Genomic DNA, 26,448 nt, shown 5'->3' with positions numbered 1-26,448 from the left:
TTTTAATATAAATAAAATAAAAACGAAAAATATTATTGTAACGGAAGGTAGTACATTGAAAAAATCTTTAACCAAAATATTAGGGATATTATTAATAGGAATTATTTTAGCCGGTGCTACATTATTTATGTATGTATCACTGACTTTACCGGATATTTCCGGATATACATATTCGCCTAAGCTGAAAACTCAGATATTAACAAGTGATAAAAAGTTGGTAGGCGAGATCTATGATGAAAACAGGACACTTGTATCTATAGACGATATGCCCAAAAATTTGGTCCATGCCGTTGTTGCGATAGAAGACAGAAGATTTTATAAACATCATGGTTTTGACCTTAAAGGGATTTTTAGAGCCATTGCGGTAAATCTTAAAGGCAACGGAATTCATGAAGGCGCATCAACCATAACTCAGCAAGTTGTAAGAAGATTATTTTTATCTGACGAGAGAACCTATACCAGAAAGATAAAAGAAATCCTTCTCGCCGTTAAATTTGAGCAGGAATTTAATAAAGATGAGATAGTAGAAATTTATTTGAATGATGTATTTATGGGACAGGGTACCTACGGTGTAGAAGAAGCTTCAAAGAGATTTTTCGGAAAGCACGTAAAGGATTTGACACTTGAAGAATGTGCACTTTTAGCTGGTATACCTCAGGCTCCAACAGTATATAATCCAACGACTAAGTCAGGATATAAGCAGTCTAAAATCAGAAAAGAAGAAGTTTTAGACGCTATGGAAGACAGCAGATATATAACTCATGAAGAAAATGAAAAAGCGAAAGCAGTAAAAATATCAATCAAAAAAAGTGATTCTCAAAAGAATTTTAACGGAAGAATAAGAAAAGGCTGCGGTGCTTACTCACAAAGAGTATTAAGCGAGGCACAAAATGTTCTTGTAAACAGTTTTACAAATAAAAATCAGATGAGTAAGAAAAAGGCTCAGGAAAAAGTCGAACAGATGATAAATCAGGACGGTATAAAAATTTATTGTTCTCTAAATATGAGTCTTCAGACTGCAGGTGTAAAAAGTGTAGATAGTTTTATGTCTGCATACGGACTTAAAGACAGTGCTGATATGGCATTTGTAACGGTGGACGGTTCAAACGGGAAAGTCCTTGCTTACTATGGAGGTTCATCTTCCATAGATATGGCAAATACGCCTCGTCAGCCGGGAAGTACGATAAAACCTTTATATGTATCAAAATATTTGGAACAGCCTGACAAAACCATATATTCAACGGTTCAGGACGGACCAATAAATCTTTATGGATACTCACCTAAGAATTACGGGAATAAATATTATGGAAGAGTAACTATACAAAAAGCAATAACAAATTCATTAAATACTGCTTGTTTAAGACTATACGATGAACTCGGCGTTAAAGAAAACGGAGACCTTGCTGGTTATGATGCAGTAAAAGAATTCGGCTTTTCAACACTTGTAGATGTCAAAGACGATCCTGTATATAACGATAATAACTACGCGTTTGCTCTCGGAGGACTTACTTATGGTTTTAAACCGCTGGAACTTGCCAATGCATATTCGGTTTTTGCAAATGACGGAGAAAAATATCCTTATTACTTTGTTGATAAAATCACAACAAAGGATGGAAAATTATTGTATGAAAGAGAACCTTCTACTGCAAAGAGGGTAAGAACAAGTGAAGCAAATTCTGCAATAGTCGAATGTATGAAGGGTGTTGTTAAGTACGGTACGGGTACCCTCGCTCAGACTCAATATGAGACTTTTGGTAAAACAGGTACCACACATGATAATAAAGACTTTTGGTTCTGCGGTGTTACCGGTAATCTAGCTACAAGTATTTGGGTCGGAACCCCATCTAATAAAATATTATATGGAATAAGCTCATCCGGTGTTGCATCCTTCTATAACAGGTATGTAAATAATACCAATGAAATAGATGATTTTGGTAAAATTGCAAATGTTGCGAATTCACAAAATTCAGCAGATAAAGAAATCAAGTATAAAAATATATTAGTTGTAAAAGATAATATAGATGTAACGAATAGAGAATATTTTACAAGGCTTGAAGTTGAAACTGTTTCTATTCCCGAAGAAGATGTAAATAAATATTCTGACAGAATAGTTACTAAGGCAACCGTTGATGCTTCAACTGGACTTTTATTCAATAAAGAAAAATGTGATAAAGAAAACAAAGAAATAAGATATTATATCAGCGGAAAAGAACCTAAACAGTTGTGTAACAAACTTCATATATTTTAAAGGTATATAGATGGAAGATATAAAAAAAGAGATAGAAAAATTAACCGAAGAGTTATTAGAACATAACAGAAAATATTATGAAGAGGATAATCCAAGCATATCTGATTATGATTACGATATGCTTATTAGGAAATTAACTAAGCTCGAAGAAGAATATCCTCAGTATAAAAAAGAATATTCCCCTACCGATAGAGTAGGGGGAAAGGCTCTTGATGCCTTTGATAAAGTAAAGCATGAGTATAAGCAGCTAAGCTTATCGAATGCTTTTTCTTATGATGAACTATTGGAGTTTGACCAAAGGGTAAAGAAAGAAATCGAAAATCCGGTATATACTTTGGAGAATAAATTCGATGGGCTTACAATAGTCCTTACTTATAAAAAAGGACTGCTCTCTGTCGGAGCCACAAGAGGTGACGGAGAAGTCGGAGAAGATGTAACACTAAACGTAAAAACAATTAAATCTATTCCTTTGAAACTTAATGAAGAAGTTGATTTAACGGTTAGAGGCGAAGTCCTTATTTATAAAGACAATTTTGAAAAGATAAATAAAGAAAGGGAAAAAGAAGGTCTTAGCCTTTTTGCAAACCCCAGAAATATGGCAGCGGGTTCCATAAGGCAGCTTGATTCAAAAATAGCTGCAAAAAGAAATCTTGACTGTTTTATATTTAATCTTGAACATATTGAAGGAAAGACTTTATCATCTCATAGTGAAAGTCTTGATTATTTAAAGTCTTTAGGATTTAAAGTAAGCGAATATAAAATATTTGATAATATGAAGGATATTTTTGATGAGCTTATAAAGAAAGAAGACAGCAGAAAATCCATGCCATATGAAATTGACGGAGCTGTTATCAAGTTGAATGATCTCGAAGAAAGAGAACTATTAGGTTCAACAAATAAAAACCCCAGATGGGCTATAGCATATAAGTTTTCCGAAACAAAAGTTAAGACAAAGCTTACAGATATCATTGTTAATGTCGGCAGGACAGGGACTCTTACACCTGTTGCAATCCTGGAAGGCGTTAGGATAGACGGTTCGTTTGTAAGCAGAGCCACTCTTCATAATGAGGATTATATAAATGATAATGATATAAGGATAGGGGATAATGTAATCGTAAAAAAGGCAGGAGAAATCATTCCTCAGGTAATAAGTTCTGTAAAAGAAGATAGAAAAGGCGATGAAAAATTATTTGAAATGCCTAAAAACTGTCCTGTCTGCGGTAAGGAAGTAGTAAGACAAGAAGGTAACAGCGCAGTCAAGTGCATTAATGTTGACTGTCCAGCAAAGATTTCCCGGGAAATAATTCATTTTGCTTCAAGAGAGGCTATGAATATAGATACTTTAGGCGAAAGAGTCCTTGAAACTTTGATTGAAAAAGACTTGATACAAGATGTCAGTGATATTTATAAATTAGAGGATAAGAAAAAAGATATAGAAAGCCTTGAAAAAATGGGTGAGAAATCCGTTTCTAATATGTTAAATGCAATAGAAAAGTCCAAAGAAAATTCACTTGAGGATTTATTGTTTGCATTATCTATTAACTTAGTAGGTAAACAAGGAGCTAAATTATTAGCTAAGAGATTTAAAACTATGGACAATTTGATCAATGCTTCTTATGAGGATATCGTTGATATAAATGAAATCGGTGATAAAATGGCTACCGAAATAATTAATTTCTTTAAAAACCCTTCTAAACTCGCTTTAATAGAAAGACTCAAATCTGTTGGCGTAAATATGGAATATATCAACGAGGAAAATGAAGAGTTGAAATTTGAGGGAATGACCTTTGTTTTGACCGGTACTTTATCAAAGTATAAAAGAAGTGAAGCTAAAAAAATAATTGAGAATTACGGAGGAAAGGTCTCTTCATCCGTAAGCAAAAAAACAACTTACGTACTTGCGGGAGAAAATGCAGGAAGTAAGGAAGAAAAAGCTAAAGAGCTCGGTGTTAAGATAATTTCAGAAGATGAATTTGAAAATATGATTTAGATAAAGTCTCTTACTTTATTGGTAAGGGACTTTGTTTGTTACTTTTTCTTTACTTTTAGTAACTACAATGGTATTATAGGGAAAAATAAAAAAATAACAATTATTTTGATAAAAAAAGTAAATTTATATTACAATAAAAAAATTATTTTACATATATTTATATAATTTAAATTGTTACTAAAAGTAAAGGTTTAGTAAAATATATCGAAGATTATAAAATATTTCCTATTATCAATAATTTTATGTTTATCTAAATAATTGTAAAATTATATGAGAGGAACATAAAAATGCTATTTTCAAGTAACATATTTATTTTTATATTTCTTCCAATCGTTTTATTCGTTTATTATTTTTTATTGGGTAAATCAAGAAATTTACAAAATATATTTTTATTTATAGCCAGTTTATTTTTTTATGCTTGGGGAGAACCAAAATTTGTATTAATAATGCTTCTTTCCATTATTATAATTGGTTAAGTGGTTTATTAGTAAATAAATATCGTGACAATAAATAAAATTTACAAAACTTATTTATTTTTGTTGATGTATTAGGTAATTTATTTATTATTTTTATTTTTAAATATCTTATGTTTACTATTAACAATATAAATTCTATATTTGATTTATCTCTAAATGTGCCTAATATAGCTCTGCCAATCGGTATTTCTTTTTTTACATTTCAAGCGATATCATATGTTATAGATGTCTATAGAGGTAAAGGAGAAGCCCAGAGTAATTTAATTAATGTTGGTCTTTACATATCTTTATTTCCCCAGCTAATTGCAGGTCCAATCGTTAGATACGAGACCGTATCATATGAAATCAAAAATAGAAAAGAAAATATTGATGATTTTACTGATGGAGTAGTTAGATTTATTGTGGGTTTAGGTAAAAAAGTTATCATATCTAATAATATGGCATTAGTTGCAGATAAAGCTTTTAATTTAATAAATAGTAGTTCTTCTCCTATTGAAGAAATATCCATTTTAATGTCATGGCTTGGTGCTATATCTTATACCTTACAAATTTATTTTGATTTTGGTGGATATTCTGACATGGCTATAGGCTTAGGAAAAATGTTTGGATTTCATTTTTTAGAAAATTTTAATTATCCTTATATATCCAAATCCGCTACAGAATTTTGGAGAAGATGGCATATTTCTCTTAGTTCATGGTTTAGAGATTATGTATATATACCGCTTGGTGGAAGTCGAGTAAATAAATATAGACATATTTTAAATCTATTTATTGTTTGGTTGCTAACAGGTATATGGCATGGTGCAAATTGGACGTTTATAATATGGGGATTAATGTACTTTATTTTATTAATAATAGAGAAATTTACATCTTTTGATATTGATTGTAAAAATAAAAAACATAATTGGATTAAGCACATATATACTATGTTTTTTGTTATTATAGGATGGGTTATTTTTAGGTCAGAAAATGTATATGTAGCTTTAAATTATATCAAGTCCATGTTTGGGATTGGAAATATAATATTATTTAATGATGTATTTTTATCGTATATCAGACAATTTTTTATTTATTTTGTTGTTGGAATAATAGCATCTTCACCAATTTTAAAAATAGCTAAAAGGAAATTAAAAAATAATATTATAACAAATATTATTTATATATTATTCATTTTAATTATTTTATTATTTGTATATCTTTTATAGTTAAAGGTAGCTATAATCCATTTATATATTTTAATTTTTAGGGAGTAAAATGATTATGAGTAAATTGAGTAATAAAGTTATATCATATATTTTTTTATTTATAATATGTATTTGTGGAATAGGAACTATAAAAAATTGTTCAAGTGATTTAAAAAACAAATTATCTAATAAAGATTTAAAAGAGAGTATTGATATTATTGAGACCAGTATTCAAGATAACTTTAATGGACGTAATAGTTGGATTAATATTAATGGACTTTTTCAAAAGGTGGTAGGTACCACAATATTATATAATTCAGGTGATCTTATTGTATATAACGATATAATAAAATTAAATAATGAACAAATTATTTATAGTATGGAGTATAGAGATAATAATGAGATAAATAAAATATCAAGAAATATAGAAAAATTTGAAAAATATTTAAAATCAAAAAGTATTAATTTAATATATACTCAACTTCCTTGTAAAATTGATGAAACAGATAAATATAATACACCTATTGGTGCACATTTATATGCAAATGATAATTCAAATAGACTTATTAAAAATTTAGAAGAAAAAAATATTTCTGTCCTTGATATTCGGAAGATACTCCATGAAAAAAATATTAATTATAAAAAAATATTTTTTAATACTGATCATCATTGGAAACCAGAAGCTGGATTAGCCTCTGCTGGCTTTATAAGCGATATCCTACGAAAAGAATATGGTTTTGAAATAAATACTGCAAAATATTATAATATTTCTAATTATAATATAAAAGAATATAAAAATTGGTTTTTAGGCTCTTTAGGTAAGCGTGTTGGTACATTATATGCTGGTGTTGATGATTTTAATGTTATAACACCAAAATTTAATACTAATTTTTATTTTTATGCTGATACTTCAAATGGCAAAAAATATAAAAATGGAGATTTTGCAAATGTAATGTTAGAAAAAGCTAATCTTAAAAAGGATTATTTTAATATTAGTACCTATTCTACTTATATAGGCGGAGATTATAAAGAAAATATTATTAAAAATAATATATCTGATAATAATAAAAAAATACTTCTTTTAAGAGATTCTTTTTCCTGTGTAATGGCGCCTTATTTGGCACTTGGATGTAAAGAGTTAAGAACAATAGATTTAAGATATTATAAAGAAAATTTAATAGATTATATTAATAAATATAATCCTAACGTTGTTATAATTGCCTATAGTGAAAATTTTTGGAGTGAATGGTTTGATTTTGATTTGTAAATAAATTTGAAAATATGATTTAGATAAAGTCTCTTACTTTATTGGTAAGGGACTTTTTATTTTGTTTTAGTGGAATTTAAAGTCTAAAAATATTATAATAAGTTTATATTTGTATAAAAAGAGGGAATTATGGATTTTAAATATTTTTTTGTGTCACCTGACAGTGGAGGCTATGTTCCTAAGGAGCTTACATGGAGATTGTTTGATATAGGTCATATATTAACTTTAATTTGTGTAGCTTTTTTGATTATATATATGTGTAAAAAATTTACTTTATGGGATCTTAAAAAACAAGACAGTTTTATAAAGAAGATTGCAGTATTTATGTTAGTACAAGAGATATTTAAAAATATCGTTCATTATCTGACGGGTGTTTTGATTTACGAAGATATACCACTTCATTTATGTAGGTTTTCAATATTTGTGACATTATGGTACGCATTTAAGCCAAATAAACTAAATAAAGAATATTTATATGCTTTTTCTCTTCCTGCTGCGGTTGCCGCACTTTTATTTGCAGATTGGACCGATTTTGCAAGGATATCTTTTACAAATATAGATTCTACCATATTTCATATGCTTCTTCTTATGGTACCCGTGTTGCTGATATACTCCGGCAAATTAAAACCTAATTATAAGAATTTGAATAGATGTATCATGTTTATGTTTCCTTTAGGTTTTATAGCATTTAGATTAAATAAAATTATAGGTACTAATTTTATGTTTTTAAATACCCCGTCTCCGGGTTCTCCGCTTGTACTTCTTGAAAATTTGTTTGGAAGTCCGGGTTATATATTTGCGGGCATTTGTCTGATACTAATCATATGGACATTGATGTATATCCCTTGGGAAATCAAATATAAAAAAGAAAGTGAAATTGAGCAGTTAGTTTAAAATAAAACGAGGAATGATTATGACTTTAAAATATTTTTTTGCTAATCCCAATATAGTTCCTTTATCATTAAAATGGCATGCATATGGCATTGAACATATGATTTTATTGTTAACTATACTGGTTTTAATATATATATGTGTAAAAAATTTGTTAAATTAAGTACAGAACAGCAAAATAAAACTTTTAAAGTTTTTTGCAGTACTTATTGTGGTTCAGGAATTATTAAAAGATATCCTTCATTTTTATGCCGGAACCCTAAATTTAGAACACTTGCCTCTTCATTTATGTGGGATATCAATATTTATAACTTTTTGGTATGCGTACAAACCCGGTAAAGTTAATGGTGAATATTTATATGCCTTGTCTCTGCCCGGAGCCTTGGCTGCATTATTATTTCCCAACTGGACCGAGTATCCGATGATGCATTTTTCGAATATCAATTCATTCACTATACATACATGGCTGGTTGTATTTGTTACGATGCTTTTATACAGCGGCAGATTAAAACCTAATTTTAAAAATTTACCTAAGACATCTTTACTTATCGGCGTTATTGCGGTACCGATATACTTTATAAATAAAATGTGGGATACTAATTTTATGTTTTTAAACGGACCGTCTAAAGGTTCTCCGTTGGTGTTTTTATATGACATCTTTGGCGGAGGTTATTTAATAGCTTTGATTGTTTTGGTACTGAGTGCTTGGCTGTTGATGTATCTTCCTTGGGAAGTCTCATATAGAAAAAAAGCAAAAAATCAGAGTGAACAAACAGCTTAAAGGATAGACTAAAGTCTATCCTTTTATTTTAACTTCATTTTTTAATTTTTTTCTGCCATAAAAATCATCTAGATTTTGTATAGTAATTTTTGCTATATTTTTCAAAGCTTCATCTGTTAAAAAAGCCTGATGAGATGTAAGTATAACATTTGGCATTGATACCAGAGCCGATAGTTTGTCATCTCTTTTGATTAGATCCGACTTATCTTCATAGAAGAAATCTTTTTCACCTTCGTATACATCAAGACAAGCTCCTCCTATCAAACCGTCTTTAAGAGCGCTTATCAATGAATCCGTTTCTATTAATTCTCCTCTCGAAGTGTTAATTATATAGGCTCCTTTTTTCTATTTTTTGCAGGGTTTTTTTATTTATTAGATATTTTGTATCTTTAGTTAAAGGGCAATGAAGAGAAATTATATCACTGTTATTTAAAAGGGTATTTAAATCAACATATTGTATATCGCCATCCTTCTTAGGAAATAAATCGTATGCAATCACATTCATTTTAAATCCTTTGCATATCTCTATTAGTTCTTCTCCTATTTTTCCCGTTCCGATTATACCTATCGTTTTTCCTTTTAAATCAAATCCAACCATCCCGTTTAAACTAAAATTATAATCCCTTGTTTTTGTATAAGCTTTGTGTATTTTTCTGTTTAGTGTCAAAAACATACCTATTGCATATTCAGCTACGGAGCTTGGGGAATATGAAGGAACGTTCAATATTTTTATTTTGTCTTTTGCCGCATTTAAATCGACATGATTATAGCCTGCACATCTTAGAGCTATCACTTTAACTCCCAATTCATATAAAATATCAATAGTATCCTTATCTAAATTATCATTTACAAAAGAAATTATGCCGCCGGAACCGGAGGCTAAAATGGCAGAGTTTTTATTGAGTCTGCTTTCATAAAATTTTATTTCATAGTTTTTGTTATAATGATCAAACCATTTTATATCATAAGATTTCGTATTAAAAAAACATATCTTTTCCATATAAGTATTTTTCTCAGAATTTTCATTTATATTCTCTTTAATTAAAGGTCTAAAATACGAGTATATATTTATAATTTATAACAGGAAAAATTCTTAATTACTTATATTATTTCCCAAGTCAAGTAAATTTGATAAAACACAATATATTGTGTTTTTTATGCTTGACAATACCATATACCACAATATATAATTGTTAACGTAGCCTTGATTAGGCAGTTGAATCGATTAGAAAATATAGGAGAACAGTAATGGTAACAGAGATTTTAAAAAGAGACGGACGTACGAGCAGATACGAAAAGAAGAAGATAACAGATGCCATTTATAAAGCAGCCGAAGCAGCGGGCGGACAGGATTATGCTACGGCAAAAGAGCTATCTGATAAAGTAGATAATATATTAAATGAGAAATATATAGATATAGTTCCTACGGTAGAACAAATACAGGATACAGTTGAGAAGACGTTGATTGAAAGTGGACATGCCAAGACTGCAAAGAATTATATATTATATAGAGCGGAAAGAAATAAAGTCAGAGAAATGAATACCAAACTGATGAAAATCTATGAAGATTTAACTTTCAAAAGCTCAATTGAAAATGATGTAAAGAGAGAGAATGCAAATATAAACGGTGATACCGCCATGGGAACCATGCTTAAATACGGTTCCGAAGGTGCAAAGAATTTTTATGAAATGTTTATTTTGGACGAAAAACATGCTGCCGCACATGCCAAAGGCGATATACATATCCATGATTTGGATTTTTATACATTAACTACAACATGCTGCCAGATAGATTTACAAAAATTATTTAAAGGCGGGTTTTCGACAGGTAACGGATTTATCAGAGAACCTAAGGATATAAGGACTTATTCCGCACTTGCCTGTATAGCAATTCAGTCAAATCAAAATGATCAGCACGGCGGTCAAAGTATCCCGAAATTTGACTATGATTTGGCACAGGGTGTAAAAAAAACATATAGAAAAACTTATATCACAAATATGGCTAAAGCATTGGAGCTTCTCGCAGGGATAGAAAACAGTGAAGAAGTATCAAAAAATATTTATAAGAATATTGAGGAAAAATCGGGATTATATCCAACACTTGATGATAATGAAGAATTTCTAAAACTTGAAAGAGAAGAGCTTGATAAATTAGACCATGATGATGTGAATACATTGATTTCTTTCACAAAGAAAAGTTCTTTGAAAGAAACGGATAAAGCTACATATCAGGCTATGGAAGCGTTGATTCATAATTTAAATACAATGCATTCCAGAGCAGGAGCTCAGGTTCCGTTCAGTTCTATCAATTACGGTACGGATACGTCGAGTGAAGGAAGAATGATCATAAGAAATGTTCTTCTTGCAACCAAATCGGGGCTTGGAAACGGAGAAACCCCTATTTTCCCTGTCCAAATATTTAAGGTTAAGGAAGGCGTAAATTATAATCCCGAAGACCCTAACTATGATTTATTTAAACTTGCCATGGAAGTTTCCAGTGAGAGATTATTTCCTAATTTCTCTTTTATAGATTCTCCTTTCAATTTAAAATATTATAAAGAAGGAGACCCGGACTCAGAAATTGCATATATGGGATGCAGAACAAGAGTAATGGCAAATGTTGATAAAGATAATGAAATAGTAACGGGGAGAGGTAATTTAAGTTTTACTTCAATCAATCTTCCAAGACTTGCAATAGAAGCAAAAGGTGATATTGATAAATTTTATTCTATGCTTGATGATGAAATGAACCTTTGCGTTAAACAGCTCCTTCATAGATTTAAAATACAATGCGCAAAGACAGTCAGAAATTCTCCTTTCTTAATGGGTGAAGGTGTTTGGATAAATTCAGAAAATTTAAAGCCTGATGATACGGTGGAAGAAGTATTGAAGCACGGAACTTTGAGCATAGGTTTTATCGGACTAGCGGAAACCTTGACCGCATTGGTCGGAAAACATCACGGTCAAAGCGAAGAAAGCGAAAAACTCGGACTTGAAATAATTTCTCATATGAGAAATAAAGTTGACGAAGAAACGGAAAAAAGAGGTCTTAACTTCTCGTTGGTCGCAACTCCTGCCGAAGGATTATCCGGAAGATTTGTTAGAATGGATAAAAAGAGATACGGAGTTATCGAAGGTGTAACTGACAAAGATTATTATACTAATTCATTCCATGTACCTGTTGGATATGATATAAGTGCATTTGAAAAGATCAAAAAAGAAGCTCCTTTCCATGAGCTTACAAACGGCGGACATATAACATATGTCGAACTTGACGGTGATACTACAAAAAATTTAGAAGCATTCGAAAAAATAGTAAGATGTATGAAAGATATGGGACTTGGTTACGGTGCTATAAATCACCCGGTTGACAGGGACCCTGTATGCGGATACAACGGAGTAATCTATGATGAATGTCCGCACTGTCACAGAAAAGAAGATGATATTGATGTTCCTTTTGAAAGAATAAGAAGGATAACCGGATATTTGGTGGGTACTTTGGATAGGTTTAATAACGGCAAAAGAGCTGAAGAATCGGACAGAGTAAAGCATTCGCTAAATTCAGAAATGGAAAGTTTATAGGAGGTAATATAATGAACACAGCAAAAGAATTGACTTATGAAACTAAAATAAATGATACTAATGTATATGTGTATGGAAATATAGAAAATTTGACAAAAGAAGAAATTAAGGCATATATCAAAGAAGTAGAGAAAGAAAAGAACAGTGAAGTAATCGAACTTAGCTTATATGCAGATGAAGAAAGTGGATACATTGGAAGAAGTGCTAAAGTAAAACCTATCCCTTTCGACAGGATAAGAAGAATAACGGGATATCTTGTAGGTACTTTGGATAGATTTAACGATGCTAAGAGAAGTGAAGAACAGGATAGGGTAAAACATTCTTTGAATTCTGATATGGAAACTTTGTAGGATGAATGAAGATAAGGAAATAAGAATAGCGGGTATAGTTAGGGAATCTATTGTTGACGGTCCGGGACTTCGATTTACGCTTTTTGTTCAGGGGTGTCCTCATAAATGTCCCGAATGTCATAATCCGCAAACCCATGATTTTAACGGCGGGCAAATTGTCAGTCATGAAAAAGTATTAAATGCTATATTTGATAATCCTCTTTTAAGCGGTGTGACCTTTTCGGGAGGAGAACCCTTCATGCAGGCTGAAAGTTTATATTTAATAGGAAAAGAAATTAAAAATAAAGGTTTGAATTTAATTACTTATACCGGATTTTTATTTGAAGATTTATTAACTATGAGTGAAAATGATCCTTATATATTAAAGCTTATAAAGTTAAATGATTATATAATGGATGGCAAATTCCAGCTTGAAAATAAAACTTATGATAAAACTTTTGTTGGAAGTTCCAATCAAAGAAGGATCGATGTGAAAAAGACAATAGAAAATAATTTTAAAGTTATAGAAAAAGACTTCTGAAAGAAGTCTTTTTTATTTATATTACTTTATGAAGTATAATTATGGTAAATAATGTCATATTTTATAAAATATCATTGTAAACGATATTAATGTATGATATTCTTGTTATATGAATAATAAGTGAATATTATGTGTAAATAACATGGTATGAACTTGTAGTATAAAGGAGTATAAAATGAAAGAGGGAAGAAAAATGAAAAGAAATATGGAGAAGAGCGTATCGTTACTCGTAGCTTTTTTATTGTTTTTTGAAGTTTTTTTAGGTGGATTTTCACCTATATTTGCTAAAGCGGCTGAAAACAATGATGTAAAAAGCATGAGAATAGATACCTCCAGAGAAAATGATGTAATCGAAAAAGGCAAAGATTATACGATTTTTGAAAATGAAGACGGTTCGAGAACGATGGATATGTATACCGAAAACGTTAGGGAAAAAGACGAAAACGGCGAATATGTGGATTACGACAGTTCTCTTAAAGTTATACCGCAAACGAGAAGCAGAAGTGCTTCAAATTACAAATATAAAAATATAAATGGTGTGACCGATGTAAAACTGCCGTCGGATTTAGCAGATAATAAATCTATATCTATTTCAAAAGACGGCAAGGATGAAGTTATATTCAGCCCTATATTTAAAAATAAAGTCGGTACAGAAGAAACCAAAGGTGAATTAAAAAAGGAAAACGTATCCGATGTATATGATGCTAATGAAGAAAAAAATACCAAAATCATATACGGTACCGATGATAAAGATATAAAACTGGAATATATCCCTTTGGATAACGGTATAAAGGAAAATATAATATTAAATAAAAAAACAAGCACCAATAAATTTTCTTACGAGCTTATATGCAGCGGAATGGTTCCCTCCATCCCTGAAGTAGGCGGTGTTCTTTTTAATGATAAAGAAACAGGGAAAGAAAAAGGTGCTATTTTAGTTCCTTATATGACAGACAGTTCTGAAAACGGTGCATACAGTGAAGATTTACACTACTCTTTGGAAGAGATAGATAAAAATAAGGATAAATATAAACTTACGCTAACTGTATCCAAAGAATATTTAAACGATGAAAACAGAAAATATCCTGTTATCATTGACCCTACATACACCGCAAAATCTACAGACGGCGTTAAAGATGTGTATATAGAAAGCGGATATCCGACTTCAAATTTCTATGTAAGTACGATCAGAAAAATGCCCATAGGCTACGGTTCTACGGATAAAGTATGCAGAACATTAATGAAATTCCCTGAACTTAGTGCAAAGATTAAAACTAATTATGTAACAAGTGCTGCATTAAAATTATATGAACTAAGCAACGGCTCTCCCTTTTCAACGGTTGAAGTTCATAAGAATGCTTCTTCTTGGGCTCTCGGAGAAGTTACGTGGAATAAAAGACCGCAGTGGACTTCTACGGTATACGCTTCTAAAAAACTAAGTAATACTACTGCCGTGCATTCTTTGAATATAACAAAACTTGTACAGGAGTGGGCAAAGGGAACTCAAGCTAACTATGGGATATTGCTTAAAGCAAGTGTTGAAAGTTCGGGTACTAAAAATTATAACTCTTTCCATGGTACAAGATCTTCGACTGCTGCTAAAAGACCTACTCTTACTGTCAACTATACCGTTCCTTCTCCTAAGCCTCCGGGAAAAGCAGAAGTAACTGTAAACGGTGCTAAAACAGTGTATGTTAATAACAAAAGCGGAGATAAAGCTTTAGCAGTAAAATGGACAGGTATTACTTCAAATTGTTTAGAAGCTGTTCAGGCTAGACATATTAGGTATAAGGCCGATAATGTATTTGATAATGCTACGGAAACTATGGCATATAAGAACACGGGAACTGTAGCGGCAAGCGGTACTTATAATACAAAAGCTGCCTTATCAAGTGGATGGACCGAAGGGCGATATGGAATAGGTATCAGAGGAGTTGATAAAGGTAATAACAAAGGAAGCGGTACATATTGTTATGTTTATGTTGATAACACTGCTCCGAATAAGGTCAGTAATATAAAATTGACTTCAAGCAGAGACGGGACATCTCAGATCACTTCTAAAGTTAAAGTAACTTATACATCGGGAAGTGATCCGGGAACCAATTCATCCGGTGTTGCTAAACATAATATTGTTCTTTACGGTGAAAAGGGAAATGTTATACAAAATATCACCACTACAAATATGTCTACTTATACTTTTACTAATGTAGAAGCGGGACAAAATGTATATGTGAAAATTGCAAGTATCGATAAAGCCGGAAATAATTCCGGTTTTATTCAAAGTGCTAATCATACTATTTCAAATATGGTAAAACCTGAAATAGATACCATAAATACAAATTCGTCTTTATCTGATGATGCATATATTAATAACATCAATAAAGAAATGCTCATTTCATGGAAAATTAATTATAAAGATGGTGATAAAGAATTAAATTTAGGTAAAATAACTTGTAATGTACTAAAAGAAGACGGTAGTGCAGTTACTGGATTCAGTGAAAAAAATCTTGTTTTTCCATCTGATGTAACAGGTTATCCAAAGGAATATAAAGAATATAACGTAAGTAATGTATTTGGGAATATAGATACATTGTCAGACGGGAAATATAAAGTTAGATTTAGATTTTATTCAAGTGATAATTTAGTTTATGACGAAAAAGATTTTATATATAATAAAGATACCACACCTCCTGTAATTGATATAAATACTCCCGATGAAAATGCTGTTCTAAAGTTAGTTTCCAATATTTCATATACAGCAACAGATAACGTCAGCGGGATAAAGGATAGTAAGATTTATCTTATATACGGTAATGGAAAAGAAAAACTTTTAACCGAAAACAGCGGAAATTATAATTTTGATACAACAAATTATGATGAAGGTAATTATAAAATAAAAATTGTCGTAAATGATAAGGCCGGAAATAAGAATGAGGTTTTAAGAAATGTGAGCATATCAAATCCTCCTCCGACACCTATAGTTGATTTTACAAAAGTATTCGGAGGAAGCAGTGGTAGTATAGAGCTTAATTACAGTTGGGTCAAGGGAGACGAAAGTATATCTAAAGTAGACCATATCGAATATTCAATAGATAATAAGGATAATTGGACAATTATACAAGATTCAAATCCTAATATAGATAAGATTAGCCGATATGAAAATAAAACAGCAAATATTGCTGTTGAAAATCTTAAGGAAGGTACACATACATTTTATTTTAAAGCTGTAGACAGTGATGGGATAAGCGGTACTATAAGAAGTCTAAAGTATACTGTAGATGCCACCGCACCTATAATCAGCATATCGAATCCGGCTATGAATTCTAAGTTTATAGATTTGGTTTTCTTAAAGGGGACAGTAGAAGACCCGCATTTACTTAGTTATGATGTTATGATTGCGAGGGGAGAAAATCCTGTTCAAAGTGATTATACCTTATTAAAAACCGTTGATAATCCAAAGGAAAAGGATACTATTTCCGGTACTTTGGCTGTTGTAAATTTAAAAGATAATGAAAAATATCCGGTAGGACAAAAATTTACCATTAAGGTTTCTGCCAAAGATACTTGTGATAATATCACTGATGAAAATAGCAAAATTGTTGTTGAAAAGAAAGATGTTATACATCATGATGCGGATTTTAACGTGGAAAAAACTGCAGTCAATGACGGTGAAAAAAGTGAAGAAATAGTTTTGGTAGGGGAAGAAAGAGCTTCCTTTGATTTAAAAACCCTTCAAAACGAACCTTATAATGAAAATAGTACAAATTATTATATAAATGGAAGTACTGAATTAAAAAGAGAAGACGGTAAATTTGATTTTTCCGATAATGAAAAATATGCTGATGACAGTATTCATAGTTTGATTGTAAGAGATATAATAAGTGAAACTTCCAGATATTCTGTTCCGACATATGATTATAATTTATATGATAATATCAATAATGATAATGAAGTATTGACTAATTTGAATAAAAATAATAGTGTATTAAGTCTAAAGGATAAAAGTATAGCAGGAGAATATATAATAAATGAACAAGCTGCACAGATCGTGTCCGATAATACACTGTCTCTTAAAGTGATGGCTGAAGATACTATTCCTGAAGGCTGTGAAATCGAATATTACTTAAGTCTTAATGATAAAGATTATATTAAGGTAAATAATGATGAAGAGTATTATTTAGGTGGCAGCACAGATAAATTCATATTAGATAGTTTAAAATTGAATAATATAAGGTTAAAGGCTGTCTTAAAAGGAAGCGGTGAAACTTCTCCTTCAATATCTTCTGTTAATGTTCTTGCAAAAGGCTCAAGCGGGGATGTTTTGAAAGTCGATATGATGAATAAATATAATCCTAAAAACGTTCAGGTAAAAAGCGGACTAAATTACAGAACAAAAATCAGCTGGGATAAAGTCGAAGGTGCCGATAACGATAATGTTATATATGAAATATATAGAAGTGAAGGCAATACTTTTGATGTAAATAAAGCGGAAGTCGTAGCTGAAGGTGTAAAAGATAATTATTGGTTTGACAGTTATACTCCTATAGACCAATACAGTAATGCCAACAATAATGAAGGTGTAATGACAAGGTCTTCTGCTATTATGAATTATGAAAAAGACTTTTCATATAAAGTAAAAGCAGTTAAAGACTTTAGCGGGAAAGTAAGGAAGAGTAACGGTACTCTTGGAAATAATCCTTCTACATTACCTGCTCTTAATGAATATACAAAGCGCCTCGGTGATAAGGATTATCTGGGATATTTTGATTTTGAAACTCCGATAAGTAACGGTAAAGTAGAGCAAAGTATGGGTAATCTTGTATATGAACAATCCGACGGAAGCGTTAAAGGCAAAAATTATGATATAGATATGTCCAGAGTTTACAACAGTAATTCAACCAGTGTTACTCCTCTTGGGATAGGCTGGGATTATGAATTCAATCATATTTTACTTCAAACCTATGATGAATACGACGATGAAATGGGTATGGTCTATAAAGACGGAAGCGGAACTATTTATAATTTTGCAAAAATCAAAAATGAAAAATTATCGGTTAAAGAAAATGTTGATGAAACGAGCGGAAATATTTTATCAAGGGAAACGAAATATCAAAGTCCGTTCGGCTCATATATAATTCTTACCAAAATAGAGAAACTCGATGTTGATGATATAGATAATGACGGGGATTTAAGTGAAGTAATAGATGTGGTATATACCATAAAAACAAAAGACGGTGAGATTTCTACTTTTGACAGAAACTGTCAGATAGTATCAATCGAAGACAGAAACGGGAATGTAATGGTATATAGATATTTCGATGAAGATATAAATGCAGCAATGGATTCAAACATAGATTTTAGAAGTAGAGGTAAAAAAGGACTACTTAAAGAAGTTGAAGGTTTAAACGGAAAGTCTATAACTGAATTCGATAATGAATATAAGACCAAACTTTCCGAAAGCAGCGAAAGCCAGCAGGCATTTAAAAACAGCAGAAGCATAATATCATTTGAGTATAATGATAATGATTTAATCGAAAGAGTGAATATGCCTCATGGTAAATATGTCATATATACATATAAAGATGCAAGCTTCGGACTTGGTAAAAAGAGAAAAGTACTTGATAATGTAAGTACACATATAGACGAAACGAATTCTCTTGATTACAGTTATGGATATTCCGGCGGCAGCAATTTGAGTTCGGTCAAAGACGGCGAAAACAACGAGTATACCGTAGAATATTATGATGATAATGACAAACTTGATATGGTCAAAAAGATAACTTATCCTAACGGAGAATCTAAAAGCTATGAGTATAGTAAAATAGGTACGGACGAAAGTGTACAGAAATTTGATAAAACAACCGAATATACTCATAAAAAAGCAAGCTTAAGCGATAATATTAAAAATATTATAGGAGATGACCCTACTATTATTGCAAGCAGTGAAGTTAAATATAATGTTGACGGGAATATAATATACAGTAAAGACAGTAAAGGTAACGAAGTAATAAGTGAATATGAAAACGGACTTGAAGTAAAGACAACCAAAACTGTTGATACTTACACATTAAATAACGGAACCGTTCAAAAGGGAAGTAAGGAAATGGTTACCACCACAAAATACGATTCGATTCCGGATAATAATTCGCTTGCTTGTATTGCAGATACAAAAGGAAACGTACTTGAAGAGACTGCTAACAACGGAAGTGTGACTAAGTATGAATATAATAGCGAAGAATTCGATGCTGACACAGAAATAACTACTTTGGACGGAACGACTTTAGAACAAAATAAATATTCATATGATGAAAACGGGAATATACTTATGGAAGAAGAAACGGTTTCCGGAGACAAAACGATAAATACTTATGATGAAGACGGAGAACTTCTAAGCGAAGAAAATATAACCGCAGGAAATAAAATAAGCTCTACTTCATATGAATATGATAATAAGGGCAATACCATAAGCGAAACGACTAAAAATGCAAGCGGCAGCGAAGAGAGAACTACAAATAGTGAATATGATAAGTTCGGCAGACTAACAAAAGAGACGGACGCAAAAGGCTACTCTACGATGTATGAGTACGACGGATACGACAGAGTGATAAAGACGACAAAGAACTCACTGACGGATAAAGAGATTGCAGACGGCGGAAGCAATAAAGCGATTGTAACCGAAAACAGATATAATAAAAACGGAAGCCTCGTTTACGAAAAGAAAGAAGACGGAAGCGAAATAACCTATGAATATGACAATATGAATAGGGCTGTAAGGACAGAAACCGCTAAAAACGGACAGACAAGCGTAATGACAACTTCTTACGGTTATGCTCCCGGAAATGAAACCAACTTTATAATGGGGAATGAAGAAAATAAAAATTATGATTTTCTATATAAAGAAACAAGCACGACCGACGGAATAGAAAGTGTAAGCTACACTGATGCCGGAGGACAAAATGTAAAAGAGTATTCAAGAGGAAATACTACTTATAACGAATATGACAACCAAGGGCAGCTAATAAAGACATTCAATATCGAAGATAATGCGGATGTAAAATATGGCAAACTTATAATGAACCTTTATAATGAGGACGGTCAGCAGACTTGCACCATAGAAAATCCTGTTTACGACGCAGAAAATAAAGTTTATAGTGCAGATGACCAAAAATCCCTTGTAACAACAACAAAGTATGATAAACTTGGTAATAAGATAAGCGAAACGGACCCTATGGGAAATGAGACAAAATATGGATATACCGAGGATAAGAAGCTAAATAAAGTGATACTTCCGGGGGATAACGTTACCGAGGTGACGGAAAACATATCCGAAGGAGAGAATACTAAGAGTCAGACAAAGAATGCCCTCGGAAACAAGAGCGAAGAAGTAACGGACAGCTTTGGAAATACTGTTGCGGTAAGAGATATCGGAAAAGGTACCGACACGGAGAAGAAAATCGTTACGAAGTATGATTACGATAAGAACGACAATAAAGTAAAAGAAACTTATTCAAACGGAGATTATAAGACATTTGAATATGATTATGACGGGAAGCTTTTAAAAGAAGAACATTTCAGAAAAGATGATGTAAAGAAAAAAGAAGATATAGTATATACATATGATTTAAGCGGGAACGTCGTAAAAGTAGTTCAAAGTAAATATAACGAAGAAGGCGAGGATTTAAGCGTAAGATATAAAGTAAATGCTTACGACGGCAGAAACAGGCTTGTAAGTTCTTATGAAGGAGAAAAAGAAACTCCGAGTGAAAACGAAAGATTGAGATATTCTTATAATGATAAGAACGAACTTATAAAAGTTACTTATCCAAACTTTGAAACGGGAACCAAAGAAGTCATATATGAATATAACGACAAGGGAAAAGTGATGAACATCAAAGCCCTTACATCTTCAAGTCAGGGAGAAAAATTAGTAAGGCAGTATACTTATTCTCCTAAAGGAAATGTGGAAAATATCAAGGACTACACAGGATTTGACGCAGGAAATGACAATTATATCCTAAGAAGCTATGAATATGATTTATTCGACAGAGTTACTCATATCAAATATGCAAACAGCGACGACCCTGAAAAATCCAAAGAAGAATATAAATTCACTTATGACAAGAACGGAAATATACTTACCGAAGAAATCTACAACGATTATCTTACGGAAGCACAAGATAAGATCCATGTAGTAAAGAATTACACCTACGACGAACTGGGAAGACTTACAAGAGTTGACGTAACGGATAAGCTAGTTAATGACAGCGTATCCACCACATCTTATACTTACGACAAAGTCGGAAACAGGCTTTCAAAGACCAGAGACGGAGCAAAGGAAGACTACGAATACAACGACCTAAACGAACTATTAAAGGTAAAAAGCGGAGAAAACATAATAAAGGAATATTCTTACGACGCAAACGGGAACACGAAGAAAGAAGTAAGCGGAAGTAAGGAAAGGAATTATTCTTACGACATCTCCAATCAGATGACCAAGTATGAGGCTAAGGACGGGGAGAAGGTTACTTTGACTCAGAATAATACTTATAACTATGTAGGTCAGAGGATAAGGAAAGAGGTTATTGATAGTTCAACAGAAAATGTTCAAACTAGGGTAAATAATTATTATTACAACGGCGAAGAAATTTTGTATGTAACTGATATAAATGATAAGAAAATCACAGAAAATGTATTAGATACAGATTTTACTTTAAGATTTGATAATAATCAATTATCAGTATATACACTTAATTCTGACGGACGAGGTTCGACCTCTGTAGTTGTGGATGCGGCAAATAAGGGTGTGACAGGATACAAATATGATGAATTCGGCAGTACCGAAACAATAGGCAATGCAATCTTTGAAAATGAAATATGCTATACGGGACAGGTATACGACAAGGAAACTGGGGACTACTACTATAATGCAAGGTATTATAGTCCTGATGAGGGTAGATTTATAACTGTTGATACTTATAGGGGAGGTTCAAACGATCCGTTATCTCTTAATTTATATACATACTGTTTAAATAATCCAATTAGATTTATAGATCCTAGTGGACATAAGTCTATGGAACTTACAGTTAGGTTATATAAATTTGCTGTTGATAAAAGAACAAAAAAATGGGGTAAATATACATTCAGTGCAGGTAAAATACATGATATATTTAGATCAAGGCTTGATCATTCTAGTACATTGTTAGCTAGAATAAAAGGTTGTGCTACAAAAATGAAGAAAAAAGGAAAAAATAAATATACAAATAAAAAAAATAATTACATTTCCACTTAGTTTAAAATGGTATACTGCTGATACTGATTTAGGGTTTGCTATTCATGGAACTAAAAAATTACATATCACAATGAAAAAAACAAAAGAAAAGATTGGGAAAAGACATAAGTATAGTATCAAGTTATACTTATATGATGATTATGATTTTAAAAATCAAGTGGGCAAAAGTTATAAAAGTAAATTATTTAATTTTGTAAATAATGAATATGGCTATAAATTACAAGAATTAGGTTATTTAAAACCATTTCATATATCTTTTAAATGTTCATTGACAAGTCGTTATTATTAAGGAGATATGTTATGAATAAAAATAAAAAGAGAATTATTTATTTATTTTTAATAATCATAATTTGTATGATTTGTTTTCGGTTTTGTGATAGTTTTACAGAAGTGACAAATTTAATTTTAGATAATCATTATGTGATATCGCTTAGTGATGATGAAAATGATTTGAAAGAGTTAAGATATTATAAAGAAGAAGTAGATTATAATAATATTAATGAGAAAATTGATTATAGCATTATTATAAAACCATGCAATATCTTATCGTATTACCATAATGAGATTAAAATTTGTTTAAGAATAAATCAAGATAATAAAATTATTTATAAAATAATAGATAAGAAAACAAAAAATATTAAATTACAATCAAAAATGTCTTCTCAAATAAAATGGGAATACATTGAGGGAATTATGTTTAAATAATACTTAGGATATAATATTTGAGAAATTGATATAACAATAAATCATATAATGACCTCGGCTCCTAAGCTTGCGGTAAGGGATTATCATTATGACGGAGGAAACCTTTTATACACCACAGACAGCCAAATGAATGATATAAAAGTGAGCGAGAATATACTTAATATCGACGGAAATGTGATTTCAAGCGCAAGATTAAATAATAACCAAGTTAAGTATTATTCATATAACAAGGATACGCGAAATTCAACTTCCACTTTGGTAGGGGATGATAATGTTGGTATAGTGGCTTATAAATATGATGAGTTCGGAGAAACCGAAAAACTTGGAAATGCAACCTTTGAAAATGAAATATGTTACACAGGACAGGTGTACGATAAAGAGACGGGAGATTACTACTATAATGCAAGGTACTACAGTCCTGAAGACGGAAGGTTCGTGACAGTAGATACCTATAGAGGAGAGTTGGAAGAACCATTAAGTCTACACCTATATGCTTACTGTGCCAATAATCCTATCAACTTTACGGATCCTAGTGGGCATTTTGCAATCTCAGTAGGTATACCCGCGACAGGAATTGTTATTAGTTTAAAAGGATTTGTAACTTCTGTTGTTATAGGGGGTAGCATAGCTGTTGGCAAGAAAGTATATGATAGCTTTAAGTACAATCGAGGAAATAAGTATAAAGTAAAGCTGGAAATAGATAAACCTAAAGGTATTAATGGTAAAACTGGCTTTGCCGCAATGGCAGAGCATTGGAAGAACATAAAAGGGTCAACAAAAACTAAACTTAAAAAATTTTTACCTAGAAAATATCATTATAGAAGATATCATTTACATGCTCGAATTACCAAAAATGGTAAAACAATAAAAAGAATACTAATAATATAGGAGTTACAAATATTATGTTTAATTTAGTATATTTTAATGTCCCTAAAGAAAATATAAATCTATGTGAATATGAGGAAAAAACTTATAAATTAAATAGAAATAATTATAGCGAAATCCAGCTAATGAATTCGCTTTCTATATGGGATAAAAAAAATTAGGATTGAAAAATTTTCAGTTGAATTTTTTGCTGATAATTCTGAGAAACTAAGTAATCTTTTATTTGAAATTAAGGATAACGATGAAAAATTATTTGATAGAGTTAAAATTTCTAGGTGGAACAAAAAATATATTACTAAAGAAATTTCAGATAAAAGTTCCCTTATAGATAGTTTATCTAGGATACAAATAAAAAATCATGTTTTTTTATACATCAAAAATAATGAAATTATAAAATTAATTTGTAGCCATGATGGGGAGACAATACATTATTTTATAAAAAAACAAGAAGTTGAAAAAGTAGAAAGTGTCATAAAAAAATAGGGCAAAAAAAATAAGATTATAACAAATTTGTTTTTCTATGGGGAGGGAGGTACTTTTAGATAAATAATTCTTAAGAGTATTAAAAAAATATAGTTGTATTTAATATTAAAAGTAAATTTGATATTATTATATCTATAAAATAAAGTATCTTATGAAAAAAGTACCTTGAAAAAAAACAATTAGAAAGTTTTAAGCGTTCGCCAATGACCAAGGTATTTTTAAATAAATAGGAGATGATTGTATTGAAAAAAATAATATCAATAATAATAATATGTATATTCTTATTAGGATTATATTCATGTAAATATGAGGAAGTTAATAAAAATAAGATAAATGAAGATATTTTGTTTTTATCTAAAATATTAAAAAAATATGATTATAAAAAAATAGAAAAAAAATATTCTGATAAAACTGAAGCAGATATTCAGTGGTTTGATGAAAATGATGATGAAATAAAGATAAATAAACTTTATGAAAAAATAGATAAATTATCTAATTCTATTCCTATTGAATGGAAAAACAACAATAGTTATATAAAATATTTTTTAATTGATGATAGTGAGAATGGTGTTAAAATAATTAAGTATTATACAGATATATTTAATGTTCTTAAATATAAAAGGGATGTTAAACATTCTTTAGATAATATGCTAATTTACAAGGATAAAAATAATGAAAAATACTTATATTTTGTCGGGCATAAAGAAAACATTATAATATATGGTTATTGTGATAAAAAAAATCAAAGTCATTTTTTAAGAGTATTAAATGAAATGGGTTTTAAAATTAATTAATTGTATTATGTATAAAATTTGTTAAAAACAGAAGTAAAAATAAAAAAGAAAGGAATATGCTACTACAATATTTACCTTTCACTAATATTCACTGATATTCATAAAAATACTTCTGTTTAACGCCCATTATTCTTCAATACGAAGAATAATGGGCGTTTTTATATATAAAGTATTTTTAATTGTAAATATTTTATAAAATATATTGAAATTAATAAAAATATATAGTATATTATATGTGTATTAAATGTGAATAAAAACTGAATAGTTAGTCAAGAGCAGGAGCAAGAAAAGAGGGAATGATAAGAGACTCATTTATATAAAAGTTGCTTCTGCTTTTTAATTATACGGATAATTTTTCGAATCGAAGAATTATATAATATAGACGTAAACCTAAATACTTCAAACATATTAAATATCGAAGGAAATGTTATTTCAAGTTCAAGGTTCGAGGGCAATAATGCTAAATATTATTCTTATAATAAGGATACAAGAAATAGTACATCTACACTTGTTGGAGATGATAATGTGGGTATCTTGGCTTATAAGTATGATGAATTTGGCAGTACAGAGTTAGTCGGTAACACTACGATTGAAAATGAAGTATGTTACACAGGACAGGTTTATGATAAGGAAACCGGAGATTATTATTATAATGCAAGGTATTATAACCCTGAAGACGGTAGGTTTGTGACCGTGGATACTTATAGAGGAGAGTTGGAAGAGCCGTTACGTTTACACCTATATGCTTAATGTGCTAATAATCCTATCAATTTTACGGATCCTAGTGGGCATAGTGCAATATGGCTATTAGATAAAAATGGAGCTCCTAAGAAATTATGGAAGTTTACTGTTCGTTTTGGACATATATCTGCACTTTTTGGTAAAAAGGGAGAATACTATTATACCTATTGGAGTGGTGCAATATAAAAAAACAGGTTTTTACTTCTATACTAATGCTGATTGTGTAAACTTTGCTTTTCAATGTACTTATGCTGGAGGGAAA

The 26,448-nt window shown here is 30.7% G+C and carries 16 protein-coding genes; 14 read left to right on the top strand and 2 right to left on the bottom strand.

Features of this window, described 5'->3' with window-relative positions; translation table 11 throughout:
• Positions 1-55 precede the first annotated feature (55 nt).
• From ANASTE_RS07575 to ANASTE_RS07550, 6 genes are all read left to right on the top strand, one after another.
• Positions 56-2,248 carry a transglycosylase domain-containing protein gene (locus tag ANASTE_RS07575; protein ID WP_007050413.1) on the top strand — a complete coding sequence of 731 codons (2,193 nt, stop codon included), beginning with the start codon at positions 56-58 and terminating at the stop codon, positions 2,246-2,248.
• Between the two features lie 10 nt (positions 2,249-2,258).
• Positions 2,259-4,238, top strand: coding sequence for an NAD-dependent DNA ligase LigA (gene ligA, locus ANASTE_RS07570; protein ID WP_007050412.1), 1,980 nt, complete (start codon positions 2,259-2,261; stop codon positions 4,236-4,238).
• Positions 4,239-4,824: 586 nt separating this feature from the next.
• A complete protein-coding gene (locus ANASTE_RS07565) occupies positions 4,825-5,919 on the top strand; it encodes an MBOAT family O-acyltransferase (protein WP_007050409.1) in 1,095 nt (364 codons plus the stop codon).
• Between the two features lie 55 nt (positions 5,920-5,974).
• Positions 5,975-7,165, top strand: coding sequence for an alginate O-acetyltransferase AlgX-related protein (locus ANASTE_RS07560; protein ID WP_052294607.1), 1,191 nt, complete (start codon positions 5,975-5,977; stop codon positions 7,163-7,165).
• 129 nt (positions 7,166-7,294) lie between these two features.
• A complete protein-coding gene (locus tag ANASTE_RS07555) occupies positions 7,295-8,059 on the top strand; it encodes a YwaF family protein (protein ID WP_007050407.1) in 765 nt (254 codons plus the stop codon).
• 175 nt (positions 8,060-8,234) lie between these two features.
• Complete coding sequence (locus ANASTE_RS07550) at positions 8,235-8,837, top strand: YwaF family protein (RefSeq protein WP_083781762.1); 603 nt, start codon at positions 8,235-8,237, stop codon at positions 8,835-8,837.
• A gap of 15 nt (positions 8,838-8,852) precedes the next feature.
• Here the strand turns inward: ANASTE_RS07550 and ANASTE_RS12295 are convergent, their stop codons facing one another.
• The gene (locus ANASTE_RS12295) at positions 8,853-9,125 is read right to left on the bottom strand and encodes an NAD(P)-dependent oxidoreductase (protein WP_007050405.1); all 273 of its coding nucleotides are present in this window, start codon (positions 9,123-9,125) and stop codon (positions 8,853-8,855) included.
• Between the two features lie 34 nt (positions 9,126-9,159).
• Positions 9,160-9,837: an NAD(P)-dependent oxidoreductase gene (locus tag ANASTE_RS07545; protein WP_007050404.1), complete on the bottom strand. Its 678-nt coding sequence runs from the start codon at positions 9,835-9,837 to the stop codon at positions 9,160-9,162.
• A 248-nt stretch (positions 9,838-10,085) separates the two neighbouring features.
• On the opposite strand from ANASTE_RS07545, the gene ANASTE_RS07540 reads away from it, so the two are divergent.
• From ANASTE_RS07540 to ANASTE_RS12110, 8 genes are all read left to right on the top strand, one after another.
• Positions 10,086-12,419: an anaerobic ribonucleoside triphosphate reductase gene (locus ANASTE_RS07540; RefSeq protein WP_007050403.1), complete on the top strand. Its 2,334-nt coding sequence runs from the start codon at positions 10,086-10,088 to the stop codon at positions 12,417-12,419.
• Positions 12,420-12,430: 11 nt separating this feature from the next.
• A complete protein-coding gene (nrdD, locus tag ANASTE_RS07535; RefSeq protein WP_007050402.1) occupies positions 12,431-12,769 on the top strand; it encodes an anaerobic ribonucleoside-triphosphate reductase in 339 nt (112 codons plus the stop codon).
• A 1-nt stretch (position 12,770) separates the two neighbouring features.
• Positions 12,771-13,289 carry an anaerobic ribonucleoside-triphosphate reductase activating protein gene (nrdG, locus tag ANASTE_RS07530; RefSeq protein WP_007050401.1) on the top strand — a complete coding sequence of 173 codons (519 nt, stop codon included), beginning with the start codon at positions 12,771-12,773 and terminating at the stop codon, positions 13,287-13,289.
• A 175-nt stretch (positions 13,290-13,464) separates the two neighbouring features.
• Complete coding sequence (locus tag ANASTE_RS07525; protein ID WP_007050400.1) at positions 13,465-22,578, top strand: DNRLRE domain-containing protein; 9,114 nt, start codon at positions 13,465-13,467, stop codon at positions 22,576-22,578.
• Positions 22,579-22,878: 300 nt separating this feature from the next.
• Positions 22,879-23,283 (top strand): hypothetical protein, encoded by a 405-nt coding sequence (locus tag ANASTE_RS07520; RefSeq protein ID WP_007050398.1) that lies wholly within the window; start codon positions 22,879-22,881, stop codon positions 23,281-23,283.
• Between the two features lie 48 nt (positions 23,284-23,331).
• Positions 23,332-24,171 (top strand): RHS repeat-associated core domain-containing protein, encoded by an 840-nt coding sequence (locus tag ANASTE_RS11460; protein WP_007050397.1) that lies wholly within the window; start codon positions 23,332-23,334, stop codon positions 24,169-24,171.
• 722 nt (positions 24,172-24,893) lie between these two features.
• Positions 24,894-25,445 carry a hypothetical protein gene (locus ANASTE_RS07510; RefSeq protein ID WP_039945350.1) on the top strand — a complete coding sequence of 184 codons (552 nt, stop codon included), beginning with the start codon at positions 24,894-24,896 and terminating at the stop codon, positions 25,443-25,445.
• Between the two features lie 534 nt (positions 25,446-25,979).
• Positions 25,980-26,195 carry an RHS repeat-associated core domain-containing protein gene (locus ANASTE_RS12110; protein WP_187361978.1) on the top strand — a complete coding sequence of 72 codons (216 nt, stop codon included), beginning with the start codon at positions 25,980-25,982 and terminating at the stop codon, positions 26,193-26,195.
• Positions 26,196-26,448: the final 253 nt, after the last annotated feature.

The organism is Anaerofustis stercorihominis DSM 17244 (assembly GCF_000154825.1).
Lineage (GTDB): Bacteria > Bacillota > Clostridia > Eubacteriales > Anaerofustaceae > Anaerofustis > Anaerofustis stercorihominis.
This window is presented reverse-complemented; position numbering and strand designations above follow the sequence as displayed.

Bases quoted from the DNA above. Each gene is read 5' to 3' on its own strand.
- ligA (WP_007050412.1), top strand. From the start codon at position 2,259: ATGGAAGATATAAAAAAAGAGATAGAAAAATTAACCGAAGAGTTATTA.
- ANASTE_RS07565 (WP_007050409.1), top strand. From the start codon at position 4,825: ATGTTTACTATTAACAATATAAATTCTATATTTGATTTATCTCTAAAT.
- ANASTE_RS07560 (WP_052294607.1), top strand. From the start codon at position 5,975: ATGAGTAAATTGAGTAATAAAGTTATATCATATATTTTTTTATTTATA.
- ANASTE_RS07555 (WP_007050407.1), top strand. From the start codon at position 7,295: ATGGATTTTAAATATTTTTTTGTGTCACCTGACAGTGGAGGCTATGTT.
- ANASTE_RS07545 (WP_007050404.1), bottom strand. From the start codon at position 9,837: ATGGAAAAGATATGTTTTTTTAATACGAAATCTTATGATATAAAATGG.
- ANASTE_RS07540 (WP_007050403.1), top strand. From the start codon at position 10,086: ATGGTAACAGAGATTTTAAAAAGAGACGGACGTACGAGCAGATACGAA.
- nrdD (WP_007050402.1), top strand. From the start codon at position 12,431: ATGAACACAGCAAAAGAATTGACTTATGAAACTAAAATAAATGATACT.
- nrdG (WP_007050401.1), top strand. From the start codon at position 12,771: ATGAATGAAGATAAGGAAATAAGAATAGCGGGTATAGTTAGGGAATCT.
- ANASTE_RS07525 (WP_007050400.1), top strand. From the start codon at position 13,465: ATGAAAGAGGGAAGAAAAATGAAAAGAAATATGGAGAAGAGCGTATCG.
- ANASTE_RS07520 (WP_007050398.1), top strand. From the start codon at position 22,879: ATGAATAAAAATAAAAAGAGAATTATTTATTTATTTTTAATAATCATA.
- ANASTE_RS11460 (WP_007050397.1), top strand. From the start codon at position 23,332: ATGACCTCGGCTCCTAAGCTTGCGGTAAGGGATTATCATTATGACGGA.